The 17564-nt window shown below is 72.3% G+C and carries 16 protein-coding genes; 10 read left to right on the top strand and 6 right to left on the bottom strand.

The window, feature by feature from the left end; translation table 11 throughout:
* The first annotated feature begins 11 nt into the window (after positions 1-11).
* The gene (locus ACIQWX_RS30635) at positions 12-1595 is read left to right on the top strand and encodes an ABC transporter substrate-binding protein (protein ID WP_400878279.1); all 1584 of its coding nucleotides are present in this window, start codon (positions 12-14) and stop codon (positions 1593-1595) included.
* 9 nt (positions 1596-1604) lie between these two features.
* Here the strand turns inward: ACIQWX_RS30635 and ACIQWX_RS30630 are convergent, their stop codons facing one another.
* The gene (locus ACIQWX_RS30630) at positions 1605-2822 is read right to left on the bottom strand and encodes an amidohydrolase family protein (RefSeq protein ID WP_400878276.1); all 1218 of its coding nucleotides are present in this window, start codon (positions 2820-2822) and stop codon (positions 1605-1607) included.
* A 91-nt stretch (positions 2823-2913) separates the two neighbouring features.
* On the opposite strand from ACIQWX_RS30630, the gene ACIQWX_RS30625 reads away from it, so the two are divergent.
* Positions 2914-3348, top strand: a complete 435-nt coding sequence (locus ACIQWX_RS30625) for a MarR family winged helix-turn-helix transcriptional regulator (RefSeq protein ID WP_400878273.1) — start codon at positions 2914-2916, stop codon at positions 3346-3348.
* 6 nt (positions 3349-3354) lie between these two features.
* On the opposite strand, the gene ACIQWX_RS30620 is transcribed toward ACIQWX_RS30625, so the two are convergent.
* The 3 genes from ACIQWX_RS30620 to ACIQWX_RS30610 all read right to left on the bottom strand — a co-directional run bounded on the left by ACIQWX_RS30620 (position 3355) and on the right by ACIQWX_RS30610 (position 6088).
* Complete coding sequence (locus ACIQWX_RS30620) at positions 3355-3813, bottom strand: SRPBCC family protein (RefSeq protein ID WP_400878270.1); 459 nt, start codon at positions 3811-3813, stop codon at positions 3355-3357.
* 58 nt (positions 3814-3871) lie between these two features.
* Entirely contained in the window at positions 3872-4762 is an 891-nt protein-coding gene (locus tag ACIQWX_RS30615; RefSeq protein WP_400878268.1) for a helix-turn-helix domain-containing protein, read from the bottom strand.
* Between the two features lie 336 nt (positions 4763-5098).
* Positions 5099-6088: a PaaX family transcriptional regulator C-terminal domain-containing protein gene (locus ACIQWX_RS30610; protein WP_400878265.1), complete on the bottom strand. Its 990-nt coding sequence runs from the start codon at positions 6086-6088 to the stop codon at positions 5099-5101.
* Between the two features lie 207 nt (positions 6089-6295).
* Here ACIQWX_RS30610 and ACIQWX_RS30605 point away from each other — a divergent pair, with 207 nt between their 5' ends.
* From ACIQWX_RS30605 to ACIQWX_RS30570, 8 genes are all read left to right on the top strand, one after another.
* The gene (locus ACIQWX_RS30605; protein WP_400878262.1) at positions 6296-7213 is read left to right on the top strand and encodes a transporter substrate-binding domain-containing protein; all 918 of its coding nucleotides are present in this window, start codon (positions 6296-6298) and stop codon (positions 7211-7213) included.
* Entirely contained in the window at positions 7210-8085 is an 876-nt protein-coding gene (locus tag ACIQWX_RS30600) for an amino acid ABC transporter permease (protein WP_400878260.1), read from the top strand. Before ACIQWX_RS30605 ends, ACIQWX_RS30600 begins: the two co-directional genes overlap by 4 nt.
* Positions 8082-8867 carry an amino acid ABC transporter ATP-binding protein gene (locus ACIQWX_RS30595; protein ID WP_400878258.1) on the top strand — a complete coding sequence of 262 codons (786 nt, stop codon included), beginning with the start codon at positions 8082-8084 and terminating at the stop codon, positions 8865-8867. Before ACIQWX_RS30600 ends, ACIQWX_RS30595 begins: the two co-directional genes overlap by 4 nt.
* Positions 8864-10003 (top strand): CapA family protein, encoded by a 1140-nt coding sequence (locus ACIQWX_RS30590; protein WP_400878255.1) that lies wholly within the window; start codon positions 8864-8866, stop codon positions 10001-10003. The genes ACIQWX_RS30595 and ACIQWX_RS30590 overlap by 4 nt, the downstream gene beginning before the upstream one ends.
* Complete coding sequence (locus ACIQWX_RS30585) at positions 10000-11238, top strand: CaiB/BaiF CoA transferase family protein (RefSeq protein WP_400878252.1); 1239 nt, start codon at positions 10000-10002, stop codon at positions 11236-11238. Before ACIQWX_RS30590 ends, ACIQWX_RS30585 begins: the two co-directional genes overlap by 4 nt.
* 5 nt (positions 11239-11243) lie before the next feature.
* Positions 11244-12245, top strand: coding sequence for a 2-hydroxyacyl-CoA dehydratase (locus ACIQWX_RS30580; RefSeq protein WP_400879757.1), 1002 nt, complete (start codon positions 11244-11246; stop codon positions 12243-12245).
* Entirely contained in the window at positions 12242-13465 is a 1224-nt protein-coding gene (locus ACIQWX_RS30575; protein ID WP_400878249.1) for a 2-hydroxyacyl-CoA dehydratase family protein, read from the top strand. Before ACIQWX_RS30580 ends, ACIQWX_RS30575 begins: the two co-directional genes overlap by 4 nt.
* Before the next feature lie 78 nt (positions 13466-13543).
* Positions 13544-14917 (top strand): hypothetical protein, encoded by a 1374-nt coding sequence (locus ACIQWX_RS30570; protein ID WP_400878246.1) that lies wholly within the window; start codon positions 13544-13546, stop codon positions 14915-14917.
* Here ACIQWX_RS30570 and ACIQWX_RS30565 read toward each other — a convergent pair.
* A complete protein-coding gene (locus ACIQWX_RS30565) occupies positions 14905-15858 on the bottom strand; it encodes a WxL protein peptidoglycan domain-containing protein (protein ID WP_400878243.1) in 954 nt (317 codons plus the stop codon). The two genes, ACIQWX_RS30570 and ACIQWX_RS30565, sit on opposite strands and share 13 nt — an antisense overlap.
* A 65-nt stretch (positions 15859-15923) precedes the next feature.
* Positions 15924-17453 carry a fibronectin type III domain-containing protein gene (locus ACIQWX_RS30560; RefSeq protein ID WP_400878240.1) on the bottom strand — a complete coding sequence of 510 codons (1530 nt, stop codon included), beginning with the start codon at positions 17451-17453 and terminating at the stop codon, positions 15924-15926.
* Between the last annotated feature and the right edge of the window lie 111 nt (positions 17454-17564).

Genomic DNA, 17564 nt, shown 5'->3' with positions numbered 1-17564 from the left:
AAGGACCCGACTTGTCCTCGCGCCACATCCTGGGGGTCTTCCCCGATCCGAACCGGGACTTCCCGCACCGCCGGACGGACTGGTGGCGGGTGGCCGTCGTGCTCGTCGTCGCCCTGCTGGTGGCGGGTGGCCTCGTCTTCCGGCAACCGCTGCAGCGCACCTTCAGCTGCGGCTGGTTCGACAACTCCGCGTGGTCGGCGGGCGGTGAGTGCGTCGGGCTGAGCGACGGCTCGTACGACTACGGGCTCGACTCCTTCGCCGGCGTGCTGAACGTGGTCGCGCAGCAGAACGCCGCCGCCGCGGACAAGTGCGACCCGCAGGGCACCCCGGTGACCGTCGGCGTGCTGCTGACGCTGACCGACCGCAACGCCGGCGCCCGCGCGCTGCACGAGCTCGAAGGCATGGCGGCCGGGCAGCGGCACGCCAACGACACCGGGTGCCTGCACCCGATGCGGCTGGTGGTCGCGAACGTCGGCGCGTACGGGCCGGACAACGAGGCCGTCGACGTCGCCCGGGAGCTCGCCGACGATCCGCACGTCGTGGCGGTCGCCGGGCTGGGGCTGAGCCAGCAGCGCTCGGCCGAGGTGGCGGACCTGCTGGCGGCGGCGAAGGTCCCGATGGTGTCCGACCTGATCACCGCCGAAGGGTTCGACCAGACCGGGTCCCGCGACGACCAGCCGGACTTCCGCGCGTGCGACCCGGACATCACCTACCCCCGCGGCGTCGGGCGGGACTACTTCTACCGCGTCGCCTACCGCAACGCCGTGCAGATCGAGCAGCTGGCCGCGGTGCTGCCCGGCCGGCCGGACTTCATCATGGTGCCCACCGGCGGGTCCGACCCGTACCCGTGCACCGCGCTGCCCATGATGCAGCGCCGTTTCGGCGGCAAGATCACCGAGGTCAAGTTCGATGCCGACGAAGCGAGCACGGTCCCGCTGACCGCCCAGCGGGTCTGCGGAACGGCGAAGGACGTCGAAGTGCTCTACATCGCGCGCGGCAGCGACCTCGCCCGGTTCCTCTTCAGCCTGGACGAGGCGTTCCTCGGCGGGCGGTGCGCGGCCACGTCGGTCAGCGTGGTCAGCACGTCCGACGGCCTCCGCGTCCGCTCGCCTGAAGACACCGCGATGCTGGAGGACCTCCGCCTGCGGGCGCTGCGGTCGCAGAGCTTCACCGACGGCCGGATCCGGCTGCTGTCGACGCTCGTGTCCGGCGCCGACCGCTTCCGCGGGGACAACCCCGGGTTCCGCGACCTCGAGGCGGCCTTCGCCGGTGCCGGCTTCGACGCGGCCCACCTCGACGACGGCTGGGCGGTCAACGGCTACGACGCCGTGACGACGGTTTCGGCGGCGTTGCGGACGCTCCCGTCGGCGAAACCGGTGCAGCGCAGCCAGGTCAACACCGCGATCAGCGGGTTCTCCTCGAGCGGCCAGGCGGTGGTGGGGGCCGGCGGGCCGATCACGTTCGACAACAGCGGGAACCGCGCCGACGCGGGTCCGCCGGTCGTCCGGGTGTGCCCGCCGCGCCCGGCCGAGGGCGACCAGCCGGCGCGGACCCCGACCGTCGTCGTCCGGCCCGGGGTGGCGCCGAACTGCTGACGAACGCGCTCAGCAGTTCTCGAGCCGGCTGCCGCGCCGCCAGATCGCCCGGGTGTTGAGGCTGTCGCCGATGTTCGTCGTCGGGTCGCCGTCGACGAGCAGCAGGTCGGCGCGCAGCCCTTCGGCGACGCGGCCCCGGTCGGTGAGGCCGAAGCGGCGTGCGGTGGTCGCCGTCGCGGCGCGCAGGGCCTGCGCGGGCGTCAGGCCGGCGGCCACGAGGTACTGCAGCTCGTGGTGCAGGCTGGCGCCGTGGGCCAGGCCGCCGAAGAAGGTCTCGGCCATCGAGGCGTCGGTGCCGGCGAGCAGGTCCACGCCCGCCGCGGCCAGCGCCCGCACGGTGTCCAGGACGTCGTCGAGGCGGCCCTGCGGGTAGCGGTCGTAGCTGGCGCGCAGGGTTTTCTCCCACCGGTCGTCGAGGCGGCGGGCGACCCGCGGGTCGTCGGCTAGCTCGCTGCCGGTGATGCCCATCATCGACGCGTCGAGGCAGACGCACGGCACGACGAACATCCCCGATCCGGCGATCACGTCCACGATTTCCGCGGTGTGCGGGCGGTCCATGAACACGTGGACGACGCCGTCGACCCCGGCCTCGGCGGCCATCCGCGTCGCCTCGAGGGTCAAGGTGTGCGCCACGGTGAGGGCGCCGTACTTCCTGGCCTCCGCGACCCCGGCGTTCAGCGTGGCCTGGTCGAGCATCGGCAGCCCGGGGTGTCCTTCGACGCTGCCGTCGTCGACCATGAACTTGATGTAGTCGGAGCCGCGCGCCAGGAGCTGCGGGACGTACGCGGCGGCCTGCTCCGGGGTGGTGGAGAACGGCATCAGCGGCATCACCGGCGGGAGGTCGCCGCCCGGCCGGAACCCTTCGGGCATCAGCTCGCTGGGGTGCCCGCCGGGCGGGGTGATGCCGAAGCCCGCCGACCGGACGTCGGCGACCGTGTCGTCTTCGGTGACGTGCGCCCGGTTCTCGCGGGTGTTCAGGCCCTGCATCTCCAGTTCGGTGGTGACGCCGAACCGCAGGGCCAGCGCCAGGGAGCCGGGACTGGAGTGGACGTGCGCGTCGATCAGTCCGGGCAGCAGGGTCGCGCCCCGGCCGTCGACGACGTCGGCGCCCTCGGGCACCTCGCCGCCGATCGCGCGGATCTTCCGCCCGTCGAGGACGACGGTCTGCACCCCCAGCGTCTTCTCCCCGTCGAAGACCCGGGCGCCGGTGATGGCGGTGGTGGCCATGGCGGCCTCGCTTTCTCGTTCGCGGTTACATACCTGATGCTATGCAGTTTGCGACTGGTATGCAAATGCGCGAGGTACTACGATCTCGGGGGTGAGCGGTGACGACCTCCTGCTGGACCAGATCGGGCCGGCGCTGTCGCGGTTGCGCCGGCGCACGCCCGCGTCGAGCCGCGACCTGTCCCGCAACCTGGTGCTGAACGTGGTCGCGGACGCCCCGGGCGAGATGACGGTCGGCGGCCTCGCGGCGGAGATGGGCGTGGTCCAGCCGGTGGCGAGCCGCACGGTGGCGGCGTGCATCGCCGAGGGATTGCTGCGGCGGGCGGCCTCCCAGGCCGACGGCCGGCGTACGGTGCTCGAGCTGACCGAGCGCGGGGAGGCCGAGCGGGCCCGGTTCGCCGCCGACCAGCGCGCGGCGTTCGAGGACATCACCGCAGGGTGGTCGCCGGAGGAGCGCGTCCAGTTCGCGCGGCTTCTCGTCCGCTATGCCGCGGACGCTGCTCAATGGTCGCGTTCGGACGGTGAGTAACGGCGTTCAGTTCGGACGACGGGCGCGGACCCTGGCGTGGCCGGCCAGCCCCGTCGCCATGTCACGCATGAAGTGGCGGAGATAGCGCTGCATGAACCAGCGCATGCCCCAGCGCGCCGAATACGTTCCGTGCCAACGGATCCGCGTTCCACCGCCCGGCAGTTCCGTCAGCTCGATCGCAGCTCGGTAGTCGGTCAGCTGAGGGTTTTCGGCTCCCTCGTAGGAGAACCGGCGTTCCGGCTCGAGCGCGGTGATCCGTTCCTTCGCGACGACCTTCCCGGTCCGGAACGCCCGCACCGCGCCGACGCCGTCCCGGCCGTCTGAAGACAGGCCCGTCGACTCGGTTGCCTCCAAGGCGTCGATGCGGGACCACGCCGGCCAGCTGTGCGGGTCGAGCAGCAACGCCCACACGACCGAGGGCGGTGCCGGGGAATCGGCGGTGACGTCGTACGACTGCTGACTCATGCAGGCAGGCTACGACCGGCGCGGACCGCGGCCCAGGCACGGAATTGCGGTGTACCGGTCAGGAATTGCGGTACGCCGACGGCCGGACGCCCACGTGCCGGACGAACGCGGCCGAAAGCGCGCCGGGGCCGGCGAAGCCGCAGCGCGGGGCGATCCGGTCGAGCGGCAGGCTCGTTTCGCGCAGCAGCCGTTTCGCTTCCTCGACCCGCAGCTCGGTCAGGAACCGGTGCGGTGTCTGGCCGGTCGCCGCCCGGAACACGCGAACCAGGTGGTAGACCGACAGGTGCACCTCGCCGGCGAGATCGGCCAGGGTGACCGGCTCGGCCAGCCGTTCGCGCAGGAACGCCACGGCCGCGCGCACGCGGGCGTCCTCCTTTCCCGGAGGCCGGCCGGCTCGCAGCCGCCCGTGCCGGGTCAGCAGGTGCGTCGCCAGGAACGCGGCCGCGGTCTCGGCGTACAGGTCGTCCGCGGTTCCCGGCGACCCGAGCGCCCGGACGGCATGCTCGAGCAGCGGGTCACCGCCGGCGACGGACGCGGCCATCGCCTCGAAGTCCGGGACGTCGCCGCCCAGCCGCGCCGCGACCGCATCGACGGTGTCGCGCGGGATGTGCACCTGCACGCTGCGCATGTCCCCGTCCCCGCGGTAGCGGCGGACCACGGCCTGCTGCGGGAGGCCCAGCTGGAGCCGGCCGGGCAGCCATTGATCGACGACGGCCCGCCCGCCGGCCCGCGTCTCCAGGTCGGCCCGTCCCGACACCGGCAGCACGAGGTGCAGGTCGGCGGCCGCGGGGAGGGCCAGTTCCTCGGCGACCGGGACGTGCTCGAACCGCTGCACAAGCAGGGATCGCCAGCCCGCGTCCACCCAGCTGCAGAAGGTGCGGCGGACGAAGCGATCCGTCTCGAAGCCGGTGTAGGGCCGGAGGTCGAACCGAGCCGAGTCGAACACCATGCTTCCGAGGTTACCGACGGCTGTACCGACCGACGCTGAACGCGGCAAGTCACCGTACGGTCGACCACGGCTCGCCCGCCGGTTCGCGTCTCCAGTTCGGCCCGCCCCGACATCGGCAGCGTCAGGTGCAGGTCGGCGGCGGCGGGAAGGGCAGCTCCTCGGCGACTGGGACGTGTTCGAACCGTTGCACCAGCGGGGGATCGCCAGCCCGCGTCCGCCCGGCCGGAGGTCGAACCGGGCCGAGTCGAACACCATGCTTCCGAGCCTGCCGACGAACGTCGAGACCGATGCCGAACGCGGCAAATCACCGCACGGTCGGCTCGGTAAGTGCCGCCCTTACTGGCGCCGCGCGTCGTCCAGGCGGCGAGCCTCGGCGGCTTGCTCGAACGGCGTGTCGCCCGCCGGGTGGCGGTCGCCCAGCTCGGCGAACAACGCGGCCACCTTCAGCGAGTCGTGGTGGGTGGCCAGTTCGGCCAGCTCGGGGTCGGTCGTGGCCAGCACCTGCCGGAACCGCAGCTCGGCCAGCGGGCCGAGCCGGTCGTAGATCTGCAGGAACACCTTCTGTGCCCGGTCGCGTGCCCAGTCGGCGGGCAGCAGTCCGGCCGGCAGGTCGGGGTCGGTCTCCGGGAAGCGGCGCCAGTCGACGCGCAGCTCGGTGCGCGTGCGCAACGCCTGCGCCGGGCTGATCAGGCCGGCCTCCACGCCGGTCAGCACCTGTTCGTACCGCTCGACGAACTGGTCGTACTCCCGGGCGAGCGGCTCGAGGTCGAACGCCGTCACCGCCGCGGCCGGACCGGGCACCTCGGTGGCGCGGAAGACCGTCGCACTGCGCAGGCCGAGCTCCCGCAACGCGTCCGACGCGGGTTCGGCGAGGTCGTGCGGGCTGACCCACACGCCGTCGTAGAGGGCGGCGAACCGCAGGACCCGCAGCCGCGACCGCAGTGCCGTGCGCAGCCCGCGGTCCTGTTCGGGCACCGAGAACGTGACCACGGTCCACCGCCCGTCCCAGTCGGGCGCGCTGGTGCCGAAGGTCAGCATCCGGTGCGTGCGCTCGATGATCACTTCGGACGTGCGCGCCGGGATGCCGTACGCCGTCGTCCGGCCGCTGCGCGACACGGTGAGCAGGCCGCGGGCGGCGAGCCGGCGGATCGCCGCCCGCGCGCTCGCCGGGCTGATGTCGAACTCGCCGAGCAGCTGCACCAGCGCGGCCGAGGGGATGTGCTCGTCGCGCCAGTACCAGAAGTCGCCGAGCAGGGACGTCAGCAGCAGCTGGGGTTCGGCTCCCTGCTGGGAGCGGGGCAGCGGCCCCGAGGGCGTCACCGTCATCGCGCGCCTGCCTCCGGGACTCGGGTCGGCGGCCGGCCGGGGCCGCCCGCCGTGGGGGTCCATGGTGGCAGTGCCGTCCGGCCCGCCGGATCGAGGGGTTGAATCACGCGACACATCATGCGACGATCGGCGCCCAGATAGCAACCAATTCATCCCCCGGGTTCCCGCGCCGCCCGCTCGGACGGCCTTCCTCAGGAAGAAAACGACATGGGTTCCTCACTTCGTCAATGGCGTCGAAGCTCGCTCGCCGTGGTCGCCACCGGCCTCGTCCTGGCCGGGTGCACGGTCGACGACGGCGCGGCCCCGGCCCCCTCGGCCGCCGCCCTGACCACCGACGCGGCATTGCACGACCAGCTGCCGCAGCCGGTCAAGGACGCCGGTGTCCTCCGGTTCGCCGGGGACTCGCACCCGCCGTACCGGACCGTCGGCCCGGACGGCAAGACGGTCACCGGCATCGACCACGACTTCCAGCAGGCGCTCGGCCAGCTCCTGGGCGTGCGCACGGAAACCACCATCGTCAGCGGGCTCCCGGCTGCGTTGCAGGGCATGCTCAGCGGCCGGTACGACGCGTTCAACGGGCCCGTCAAGGCCACCGCCGAACGGGAGAAGCAGTTCGACACCGTCACGTGGATGACGACCCGGACGTCCTACGTGGTCCCCGAAGGGTCCGCCGCGGGCATCAAGCAGGCCGCCGACCTGTGCGGCAAGCGCGTCGCGGTGGTGACCGCCAGCGTCGTCGAAGACCAGCTCGCCAAGCTCTCCGCTTTCTGTGAACGCGCACAGAAAGCGGCCGTCCAGGTGGTCGGGCTCGACGACACGAACGCGACCCTGCTGGCCGCGAAGTCCGGCCGGGCGGAGGCCGCCGGGATGACGCAGGCCGCCGCGATCGACGTGACCACGCAGCAGAAGGGGCAGTACGAGTACGTGACGCAGACCGAGGAGCAAGGCGCCACAAAGGACAATCTCGCGCTGTACACCCCGAAGTCCGCGAAGCTCGGTCCGGTGCTGCAGAAGGCGTTCGAGGAGCTGTTCCGCAACGGCACCTACACCCGGATCATGCACCAGTGGGGCCTGGACGAGGTCACGGTCCCGCAGCCGCTGTTCGACGTGGCGACCGCGAAATGACCGCCGTGTCCACTGTGGAGGAAACAGCGCCGGTCCGCGACGACGTCGCCGGAGCCCGCGGCCGCTTCCGCCCGCTGCGCTGGCTGTTCGTGCTCGTGCTGGTCGTGCTGGCCGCGCAGCTGGTCGTGTTCCTGGTCCGCAACGACCGCTTCCAGTGGGACGTCGTGGCGAAGTACCTCTTCGAGAAGAGCGTCATGGCCGGCCTGGGCACCACGGTGCTGCTCGCGGTCGCCGCGATGGTGCTCGGCTCGCTGGGCGGCGGCGTGGTCGCGGCGATGCAGCTGAGCGGGTTCGCGCCCGCCCGGTGGGTGGCGACGCTGTGGGTGGGCCTGTTCCGCGGCATCCCGCCGCTGGTGCAGCTGATCTTCTGGTTCAACCTCGCCTACCTGCTGCCGAGGCTGTCGATCGGCGTCCCGTTCGGCCCGGTCTTCGGGACGTGGGACGCCAACTCCGTGATCACGCCGCTGACGGCCGCGGTGATCGGTTTATCGCTGGTGGAATCGGCGTACCTGGCGGAGATCTTCCGCGCCGGCGTCTCGTCGGTCGACCCCGGCCAGCGCGACGCGGCCCGCGCGATGGGCTACCCGCCGGGCCAGACGCTGCTGCGGATCGTGCTGCCGCAAGCGATGCGCGTGATCATCCCGCCCGCGGGCAGCCAGTTCATCAACGTGCTCAAGGGAACGGCACTCGTCTCGGTCATCGCGATGTCGGACCTGCTGCACTCGGTGCAGGTGATCTACAACCGCACCTACGAGATCGTGCCGATGCTCTTGGTCGCTTGCTTCTGGTACCTGGTCGTGGTCACCGTCCTGACCGCCGGGCAGCGCCGGCTGGAACGCCGGTTCTCGCGCGGCCACCGGAGTGCCCGGTGAGCGCCCCGGTGCTGCGGATCAGCGACGTCCGCAAGGAGTTCGGCGCGGTGACCGCGCTGGCCGGGGTGAGCCTCGACGTCCACGAAGGCGAAACGGTCGTGGTGATCGGGCCGTCCGGGTCGGGCAAGTCGACGCTCGTCCGCTGCGCCCACCAATTGGAGCCCGTCGACGGCGGCGCGCTGTACCTCGACGGCGAGCTGCTGGGCCACCGGCGTTCGCCCGGCGGCCTGCGCGCGCTGACCGAGCGGCGGATCGCCGCCCAGCGGCGGCGGATGAGCATGGTCTTCCAGCAGTTCAACCTGTTCCCGCAGTTCACCGTGCTGCGCAACGTGACCGACGCGGCGATCCGCGTCCACCGGCGCGATCGGTCCACTGTGGAGGCCGAAGCGCGTGAACTGCTCGCGCGCATCGGCTTGGCCGGGCGAGAAGACCACTACCCGCGGCAGCTCTCGGGTGGGCAGCAGCAGCGCGTCGCCATCGCCCGTGCCGTGCTGGTCCGGCCGCGGATCATGCTGTTCGACGAACCCACCAGCGCGCTCGACCCGGAACTGGTCGACGAGGTCCTGGCCGTGCTGCGCGACCTCGCCGCGGCGGGCACCACGATGGTCGTCGTCACCCACGAGATGGCCTTCGCGCGCGAGGCCGCGGATCGGTGCGTGTTCATGGAAGCGGGCCGGATCGTCGAAGAGGGCCCGCCGGAGGAGCTGTTCACCCGGCCGCGGACCGACCGGCTGCGCGCGTTCCTGTCCCGCCATCTGTCCGAAAAGGAAGGTGCTTCGTGATCACTGTCGGCGCCGTCGGCGACCTCATCCTGGACGAGCCGGACCCGGAGTTCTTCCTCGCCCCGGCCGCGCCGGTGCTGCGCGGGATGGATCTGGCGATCGGGCACGTCGAAGTCCCGCATTCGACCACGGCGGTCCAGCAAAGCACCGACGTACCGGCGCCTCCCGCGGATCCCGCGGCACTGAAAGCGGTGGCCGGGGCCGGTTTCGAGGTGGTCACGCTGGCGGGCAACCACGTCCTCGACGCCGGTGCCGGCGGGCTGGCCGACACCATCGCCTATTCCCGCGCGGCGGGCATGGTGACGGCGGGTGCCGGAACGAACCTCGCCGAGGCGCGGCGCCCGGCGATCGTCGAGCGCGGCGGCCTGCGGATCGGCGTGCTGTCCTACAACTGCGTCGGCCCGCGTGATTCGTGGGCCACCTCCCGCAAGCCCGGCTGCGCGTACGTCCACGTCCTCACCCACTACGAGCTGGACCACGCGAGCCCGGGCGGGCCGCCGAAGGTCTACACCTTCGCCGATCCCGACAGCCTGGACGCGATGACCGAAGACATCCGCGGCCTGCGGACCGAGGTCGACGTCGTCCTCGTGTCGCTGCACAAGGGCGTCGGCCACACCCCGGTGGTGGTCGCGATGTACGAGAGCCCGGTCGCCCGCGCGGCGGTCGACGCCGGTGCCGACGCCGTGTTCTCCCACCACCCGCACATCATGCGCGGCATCGAAGTCCACAGAGGACGGCCGATCTTCCACGGCCTCGGCAACTTCGCCACGGTCACCCACGCCCTGACCCCGGGAGCGGGCGTCGGCGCGGACGAGCTGCGCGCGTGGGCCGAGCGGCGGACGAAGCTGTACGGCTTCGCGCCCAACCCCGACATGCCGTTCTTCCCGTTCCACCCCGAAAGCCGCAACACCGCCATCGCCTTCTGCCGCTTCGACGAGACCGGGCTGCGCGAAGCCGGGTTCGTCCCGTGCTGGATCGACGACCAGGGCCGTCCGGTCCCGGTCGGCGGCACGCCGGACGGCGACGCCGTGACGAAGTACGTCGAGGACATCACGCGCGGGGCCCGGCTCAACGGCCGGTTCACCACCCGCGGCACCGAAGTGCTCGTCGATCTCACCGAGGGGGTTCCCGCATGACCGACCAGCCACTGGCCGGCCGCACCGTGATCGACCTGACCACCGCGCTCGCCGGGCCGTACGCGACGCTGCTGCTCGCCGGGCTCGGGGCCACGGTGATCAAAGTCGAAAACCCCGCCACCGGCGGGGATTCGTCCCGCAACAACGCGCCCTACGTCGGCCGCGACGGGCTGAACCTCGCCCGGCGCCACGAGGACGACCTGTCCGTGTCGATGCTCTTGCGCGGCCGCAACAAGCTCAGCGTCACCCTCGACCTGAAGAACCCGCGGTCCCACCAGGTGTTCACCGACCTCGTCCGCGACGCCGACGTGCTGGTCGAGAACTACAGCCCGGGCGTCACCGAGCGGCTCGGCATTTCCTACGAACGCGTCCGGGAGCTCAACCCCCGGCTGGTCTACACGTCCATCAGCGGGTTCGGCGCCCAGGGCGGCCCGGGTTCCGGCAAGGCGATGGACTCGATCATCCAGGCGCTGAGCGGGGTGATGATGACGGCCGGCGAGCCCGACGAGGGCCCGGTCCGCTTCGGGCTGCCGATCGGCGACCTCCTTGCGCCGCTGTTCGCCGTGGTCGGCACGGTGTCCGCGCTGCTGCAGGCCGAGCACACCGGCGAGGGTCAGCACGTCGACGTGTCGATGCTCGGCGCGCTGACGTCGCTGGTCGCGTGCGAGCCCTTCGACGCCTTCGACGCGGTCGGCCTGCCGCAGCGCACCGGGTCGATGGTGCCGCGGCTGGCGCCCTTCGGCATCCTGCCGGCGCTGGACGGCTACCTCGCCCTCTGCGCGCCGACCGACGCGTTCGCCCACGGCGTGCTGCGCGCGATCGGCCGGCCCGAACTGGCCGAGGACGACCGCTACCGCACGCGAGACCAGCGGGTCCGGGCCGCCGACGAGTTGCACGAGCTGATCCGCGAGTGGTGCCGGGTGCGGCCCCTGGAGGACATCCTCGCCGCGTTCACCGCCGAAGGCGTGCCCGCAGCCGAGGTCCGCGAACCGCGTGACGCGGTACGGGATCCGCTGGTCCTGGCGCGCGAAGAGGTCGTGCCGCTGCGGCACCCGCGGCACGGTGACGTCGCGGACCTGGCCGGGACCGGGGTGCCGATCCGGTTCTCCGCCGCCCGCGTCGCCCTGGACCGGCCCGCGCCGGGGCTCGGGGAGCACAACGAGCACGTCTACCGCGAACTGCTCGGCTACACCGAGCAGCAGGTGGCGGACCTGGTCGCGGAGGCGGTGATTTGAGCACCGTGGGGTACGTCGGCGCCGACGTCCCGGTCGAGCTGATCACCGCAGCGGGGTTGCGGCCGCTGCGGCTGACCGGGAAGCCGGGCGCGGACAGCACTTTGGGCGACCGCTACCTCGGCCGCGGCGTCGACCCGGTCGCGCGGTCGATCCTGACGCGGATCCTCACCGACGACTACGGGCCGCTCGAAGCCATCGTCGTCTCCCGCGACTGCGAAGCGTCGTTGCGCCTGTTCTACGCCCTGCGGGAGCTGCACCGGATCGAGCCGGCGCTGGGGCTGCCGCCGCTGCGGCTGGTCGACGTCCTGCACCTGCCGCACCACACGACCACCCGGTACGTCCACGCGAAGATCGCCCAGCTGCGCGAATGGCTGGGGCGCTGGCGGCCCATCGGCGACGACGACCTCGCCGCGGCCATCACCGCGCACGACACCCTGCGGCGGTCGCTCGGCCGGCTCGCCGCCCTGCGCCGGGCGAACCGGTTGAGCGGCACGCGATTCCTCGAAACCGTCGCCGCGACCACTGCCGTGCCGGTCGCGGAGGCCACCGCGCTCGTCGACGGCGTGCTCGCCGACCCGCGTGCGGTCGAAGGAGTTCGGCTGTTCCTCACCGGGAGTTCCCACGACACGCCAAACGTGTACGAGACGTTGGAGCGCAACGGTTTCCTCGTCGCCGGGGAGGACCACGACTGGGGTGAGCTGCTGTTCGCCCGCATCTGCGCGGCGCCGACGGAACTCGCGCTGGCCGAGCGTTACCAGCACAACGGCCCCGCCGCCCCGCGCGCGTCCATCCGGCACCGCGCGGCGCACACCGCCGCGGCAGCCCGCGCATGCCGTGCCGAGGTCCTGTTCTCCTACGCGCGCGTGCACGACGACGCGCCGCCGTGGGACTTCCCGGAGCAGCGCGCCGCGACGGGACTGCCGGCGGTCCTGGCCGAACGGCAGCCGTACGGCGAGCTGACGGCGGAAGCGCTGGCCGCACTGGTACCGGCGGGAGCGGTCGCGTGACCGCCCGGCTGGCGTCGGCGACCACCGCGACCGCCTACCAGCGCGGGTGGTTCGCCCGGGTGCGTGCCGACGGGGGCCCGCTGGCGCTGGTCAACGCGGACGCGCCCCAGGAGATCTTCCGGGCGATGGACATCCCGTACGTGGTCAACCAGTGGTGGGCGTCGATCGTCGCGGCGAAACGCCAGACCCAGCGCTATCTCGGCCTGCTGCGCGAACGCGGCTACCCGGACTACATCGAGCAGTACAGCGCCACTTCGCTGGCGTCGGCGTTCGAAGACGATCCCGGCCAGGCGCCGTGGGGCGGCCTGCCGACGCCGTCGATCGTGCTCGGTGAGACGACCGGGGACGCGTCGCGGAAGATCTTCGACGTCTGGGACGCGCAACCCGGCGTCACCTACTACGCCCTGGAAAGCGCGGCGGAGAACGAAGTCCCCGAGCGGTGGTGGGAACTCGTGCCGCACCGCTGGGAAGAGGCGATCGGCAGCGACCGGCTCGACCTGCTGACCGGTGAGCTGACCGGGCTCATCCGGTTCCTCGAGCAGACCACCGGCCGGGTGTTCTCCGAAACCCGGTTCCGCGAGGTCCTGGACCTGGTCAACGAGCAGCAGGAGTGGAACCGCCGCACGCGCGACCTGATCGCCGCCGCCCGGCCGTGCCCGATCGCCGTCACCGACGGCATCCCGAGCGTCATGGTGCCCCAGTGGCACCGCGGCACCGAGTGGGCGCGCGACGCCGCGCGGGCGTTCCACGACGAGGTGCGCGACCGCATCGACGCCGGCGTCGCGGTGTGCCCGGACGAGCGGCTGCGGCTGATGTGGATCGGCCGCGGGCTGTGGTTCGACCTGGATTTCTACCAGCGGTTCCAGGAGTCGCACGGCGCGGTCTTCGTCTGGTCCATGTACTTGGCGATCGCCGCGGACGGCTACTTGCGGTACGGCGACGACCCGTTGCGAACCCTAGCCGCCCGATTCGCCGCGTTCGGCGACCAGCTCTACACCCCGCCGTGGTCGGCGGAGTGGTACGTCAAGGAAGCGCGCCACCACGGCGTGCACGGCGTGGTGCACCTCGTCTCCGACGACGCCCGGGGCGGCTACTTCACCACCCGCGCGCTGCGTGCCGCCGGCATCCCGGTGCTGGAACTGCACGCGGACAACGTCGACGCCCGCACGGGAGACGGCCTGACCGCGCGGATGACCGCTTGGCTCGGCGAACTGACCTGACCGTCCGGAAAGGACTTCCGGGTCCGTCCGTCACCCCGGGCCGACCGTCACCGGCAAGAACTTCCGACAGGAGCGTCCATGCGCAGCAAGCTCACCCTCCTGGCCGCGGTCGCGGTCCTCGCCGCCGGGCTTCCCGCCACCGCCCACGCGGCGGAGGCCGGGAACCCGTGCCCGGATCCCGTCGCGGCGGCGAGGTGCACCGACGGGCAGCTGACCGACGGCACGCCGTACACCTTCGCGAAACCCCTGCGGTGGAACGGATCCGTGCTGGTCGACCTCGACTTCGCCGCGGGCGGCCTGGCGAGCCCGCTCACGAAGAGCCTGCTGGACCGCGGCTACGCGGTGGGCGGCACCACGCGCGCGATCAGCAGCTGGAACATCGCGCGCGCGATCGACAACCAGGCGGAGGCGCTCGGCCGGTTCGAAGCGGCGTTCGGCCCGGCCCGGTACGCGATCGCCGAAGGCCGGTCGATGGGCGGCATGGTCGCCGCCGGCGTGGCGCAGGCGCACCCCGGCCGCTTCGCCGCGGCCATCCCGATGTGCGGCGGGCTCGGCGGCGCGGTGGGGCAGTGGAACCAGAAGCTCGACACCGTCTTCACGCTCAAGACGCTGCTGTTCCGCGATTCGGCCCTGCCGGTCACCGGCATCCCGGCCGACGTCCCGGGGACGCAGCAGCACTGGCTCTCGGCGACGGCTGCGGCCCAGGGCTCGCCGGCGGGCAAGGCGCGCATCGCCCTCGCGGCGGCGATCGGCCAGCTGCCGGCGTGGGGACTGGCCCCGGACGGCTCGGCGACCCCGGTCCCGGCCGGCCACGACGTCGACGGCGTGGAACAGGGCGCGTTCCTGGCCCTCGCCGGTGGCCCGCTGCCCTACCTCGGGCAGGCGGTCAGCAGCCGGCGGGCGATCGAGCAGCTCTCCGGCGGCAACCCGTCCTGGAACACCGGGGTGGACTACGTACGCCAGTTCGCTTCGGCCGCACCCAGCCTGCAGAACGCGGTGCGCCGGCTCTACACCCGCGCGGGCCTCGACCTGCGCGCCGACTTCGCCCGCCTCGCCGCCGAACCCCGCATCGAGGCCGATCCCGCCGCGGTCCGCTACCTGGAGCGGGGCATCGTGTTCACCGGCGACCTGCGGATCCCGGTGCTCACGGTCAACGGCACCGGTGACCAGATCTCCACGGTGGCCCAGCAGCAGTCCTACGGCGCATTGGCCCGCCGGGCGGGCAACGAGTCCCTGCTGCGGCAGACGTACGTCCGGACGGCCGGGCACTGCACCTACACGACCGGCGAACAGCAGGCGGCCGTCGACCGCGTGCTGACCCGGCTGCGCACCGGGCACTGGCCGGACACGTCGCCCCGGACGATGAACGCGCTCTCGGTCGCCGTGGACGGCGCGGCGGGACGGTACCTGAGCTACGAACCGCCGCGGTTCAACCGACGCTACCCCGCCTGAGCGAGCTTCCGGCGGCGACGCGCGATCAGAAACACGATCAGCAGTACACAAAGGACGATGACGAGCACCGCGGTCCACGGAACGGCCAACGAATGCGCGGTGGTGTCCACACCGGACAGCGGTGCCGTCGAGCCCGCCGCGTCGGTGAGCAGCGGGACGAGGGTGACCGTCCCGGCCAGGTACAGCGCGGGCGCCGCGCCGTGGACGGACGCGGTCACCTGCCACGTTTCGCCGGGCAGCAGTGGCGGCGAGTCGGGAATCGGTTCCGCCTCGGCGGGCCAGCTGCCGAACGGGCCGGTCACCTCCGCCGACTGCCGGGCCGTGACGACGGCGTTGCCGCTGTTGCGGATCGTGTAGGCGAGAGTGGCGTCACCCGCGCCGATCGGGTTGGCCGTGCCGGCGTACCGCACGTCCAGGTTCTCGACCGTCAGGCCCGGGCGGAGGTCGCCGCCGACGCGCAGCCGGATGCGCGTGCCGACCCGGCGTTCGACGTCGCCCTGGACGATCGAGGTGAGGATGCCGCCCACGTGGTCGCCGGCGGCGGCGTCGGCGGGGACGGTGACGGTGAACGGCACCGCGGCGGTCTGTCCGGGTTGGACGGTCACGTGGTCCTGTCCCGGGTGGACCCAGGCGCCGACGCCGGTCGACGGTTTGTCCTCGGCCAGCAGGTCCAGCTGCCCGGAGCCGGTGGTGAAGGCGTCCGCGGCGTACACGGCGAGGTCGAGCGGGGCCGTGCCGTGGTTGGCGATCACCAGGCCGTCGTCGATCCGCTCGCCGGGATCGGCGGTGTAGCTGTAGTTGTCCCGGTCGGCGCCGAAGTCGTTGGCCGCGGCGGCCACCGTCCAGGGCGCCTCGTCCTGCGCGCCGGCGGGCGGGGCGACGGCGAGACCGAGGCCGGCCGCGGCGAGGAGCGTGACGGCGGCGCGGGTGATGGCGTTCATGGGACGTCCAGTCGGGAAGGCCCGTGCGGGTGGGGCGGGCGCCCCACCCGCACGGGACAGGGAAATCAGCTCAGGGCGGTGACAGTGCGCCCCGGGCCGGTGGCCGGCTGCTCGAGCCAGCACGGCTTGCCCGGCGCGGGCGACCCGCCGCCGCCGTGGCCGCGGTAGGGGTGGAGGACGACCTTGTCCACAGTGGACCCGACCGGCCGCGCCGGCGTGGCGCCGCTGTCCGGCCCGCACCAGGAGACCTTGCCCAGCTCGACCGCCGCGTTCGGCGCGGCGCAGGTGCCGCTGCGGACGTTCTGCACGACGAGCTTGTCGTCGCGCACCTGGACCTTGACGTAGGTGCGGACGTGCTCCTGGTTCTCCACCGAGTTGGCCCAGTGGTTGTCCGGGTTGAGCGGGTCGGCTCCGTAGTTCGGGTCCTGGCTCGTGTCCGGGTCGGTCAGGTCGTAGTACTTCGAGCCGGACGCGGAGTTCGCCGTCACGTAGACGACGCCGCCGGGGCCCTGGGCGACCTGGGTGGCGCCGGGCTGCTCGGCCGGGTTCGCCTTCTGCCCGTTCTTGATCACGTAGCTGCGCGAGTAGCTGTGGTCGTGACCCTGCAGGACCAGGTCGACGCCGAGGTTCGAGAACGCCGTCGGGAAGTCCTGGCGGCGCTTCTGGTTGTCGGCGTCGTTGGCGTGGTCGGCCGGCGAGTAGATCGAGTGGTGGTAGACCAGCACGGTGTACTTCGCCTTGCGGCCCTGCTTCTTCACGACGTCGGTGACGTACCCGATGTGGGCTTCGTCGGCACCGGTGGCGTAGGCGTTGCTGTTGAGGTCGATGAACAGCACGTCCTTGTAGAGGTACCAGTAGTCGCCGCCGGAGCGGGTGCTCGGGTCGCCGTTGTAGTACGCGGCCGAGCGGTCGGTGTTCGGCGTCCAGAAGTGCTGCTCGTAGGCCTTGCCGCCGACGTCGTGGTTGCCGATGGTGGCCGCCCACGGGTACTGGCGCAGCTTGTCGGAGGCGAGGAAGGCGTCCCACTGCGCTTCGGTGTTGGCGGTCTCGACCTGGTCGCCGCCGGAGACGAGCAGTTCGGCGTTCGGGTTGGCGCCGAGGGCGACGTTCAGCGTGTCGGCCCAGCCGGCGCCGTCCTTGGCCACGTTGCCCGACGAGCCGATCTGCGGGTCGCCGAAGAACAGGAAGTCGAAGTCGCCGCGGAAGTCCTGGGTCTTGAAGGTGTACACCGGCGACCAGGTGCCGCCCGAGCCGACGCGGTAGGAGTAGCCGGTGCGCTGGCGCAGGCCGTCGATCGTGGTGTGGGCGTTGAAGCCGCCGTTGACGCTGTTCGCGGCGACGGTGGCCGGGAACGTCCGGGCGTTCTTCGGGAACTGGCCGTGCTTGACCTCGTTCGTCGGCGCGACCTGCACCACCTGCTTGGCGTCGGACGAGGCGTACCAGCTCACGACGCGCTGGGACTCCTTGGCGCCGACGCCGAGGATGACGCCGGACAGCGTCACGGGTGTGTCGGCGGCGGCCGCGGTGACCGGGCCGGTGCCGAACGCCACGGCGACGCCCAGGGCGGCCGCCGCGATCGTTCTCGGGAACTTCATCGGGTTTTGTCCGTTTCGTTCGGGGAAAGCGGGATGAGGCGGTCAGAGCGTCGATGGCGCTGGTGTGAGGAAGGTGAACCGGGCCGGGACAACCGGTTGCGTGCGCCGGAA

It is taken from the genome of Amycolatopsis sp. NPDC098790 (genome assembly GCF_044759945.1).
Taxonomy (GTDB): domain Bacteria; phylum Actinomycetota; class Actinomycetes; order Mycobacteriales; family Pseudonocardiaceae; genus Amycolatopsis.
The sequence above is the reverse complement of the archived record's forward strand: the minus strand, read 5'-3'. Positions and strand labels throughout refer to the sequence as shown.

Coding starts and splice junctions, on each gene's coding strand:
- ACIQWX_RS30630 (WP_400878276.1), bottom strand. CDS start 2,822: ATGGCCACCACCGCCATCACCGGCGCCCGGGTCTTCGACGGGGAGAAG.
- ACIQWX_RS30620 (WP_400878270.1), bottom strand. CDS start 3,813: ATGAGTCAGCAGTCGTACGACGTCACCGCCGATTCCCCGGCACCGCCC.
- ACIQWX_RS30615 (WP_400878268.1), bottom strand. CDS start 4,762: ATGGTGTTCGACTCGGCTCGGTTCGACCTCCGGCCCTACACCGGCTTC.
- ACIQWX_RS30610 (WP_400878265.1), bottom strand. CDS start 6,088: ATGACGGTGACGCCCTCGGGGCCGCTGCCCCGCTCCCAGCAGGGAGCC.
- ACIQWX_RS30605 (WP_400878262.1), top strand. CDS start 6,296: ATGGGTTCCTCACTTCGTCAATGGCGTCGAAGCTCGCTCGCCGTGGTC.
- ACIQWX_RS30600 (WP_400878260.1), top strand. CDS start 7,210: ATGACCGCCGTGTCCACTGTGGAGGAAACAGCGCCGGTCCGCGACGAC.
- ACIQWX_RS30585 (WP_400878252.1), top strand. CDS start 10,000: ATGACCGACCAGCCACTGGCCGGCCGCACCGTGATCGACCTGACCACC.
- ACIQWX_RS30570 (WP_400878246.1), top strand. CDS start 13,544: ATGCGCAGCAAGCTCACCCTCCTGGCCGCGGTCGCGGTCCTCGCCGCC.
- ACIQWX_RS30565 (WP_400878243.1), bottom strand. CDS start 15,858: ATGAACGCCATCACCCGCGCCGCCGTCACGCTCCTCGCCGCGGCCGGC.
- ACIQWX_RS30560 (WP_400878240.1), bottom strand. CDS start 17,453: ATGAAGTTCCCGAGAACGATCGCGGCGGCCGCCCTGGGCGTCGCCGTG.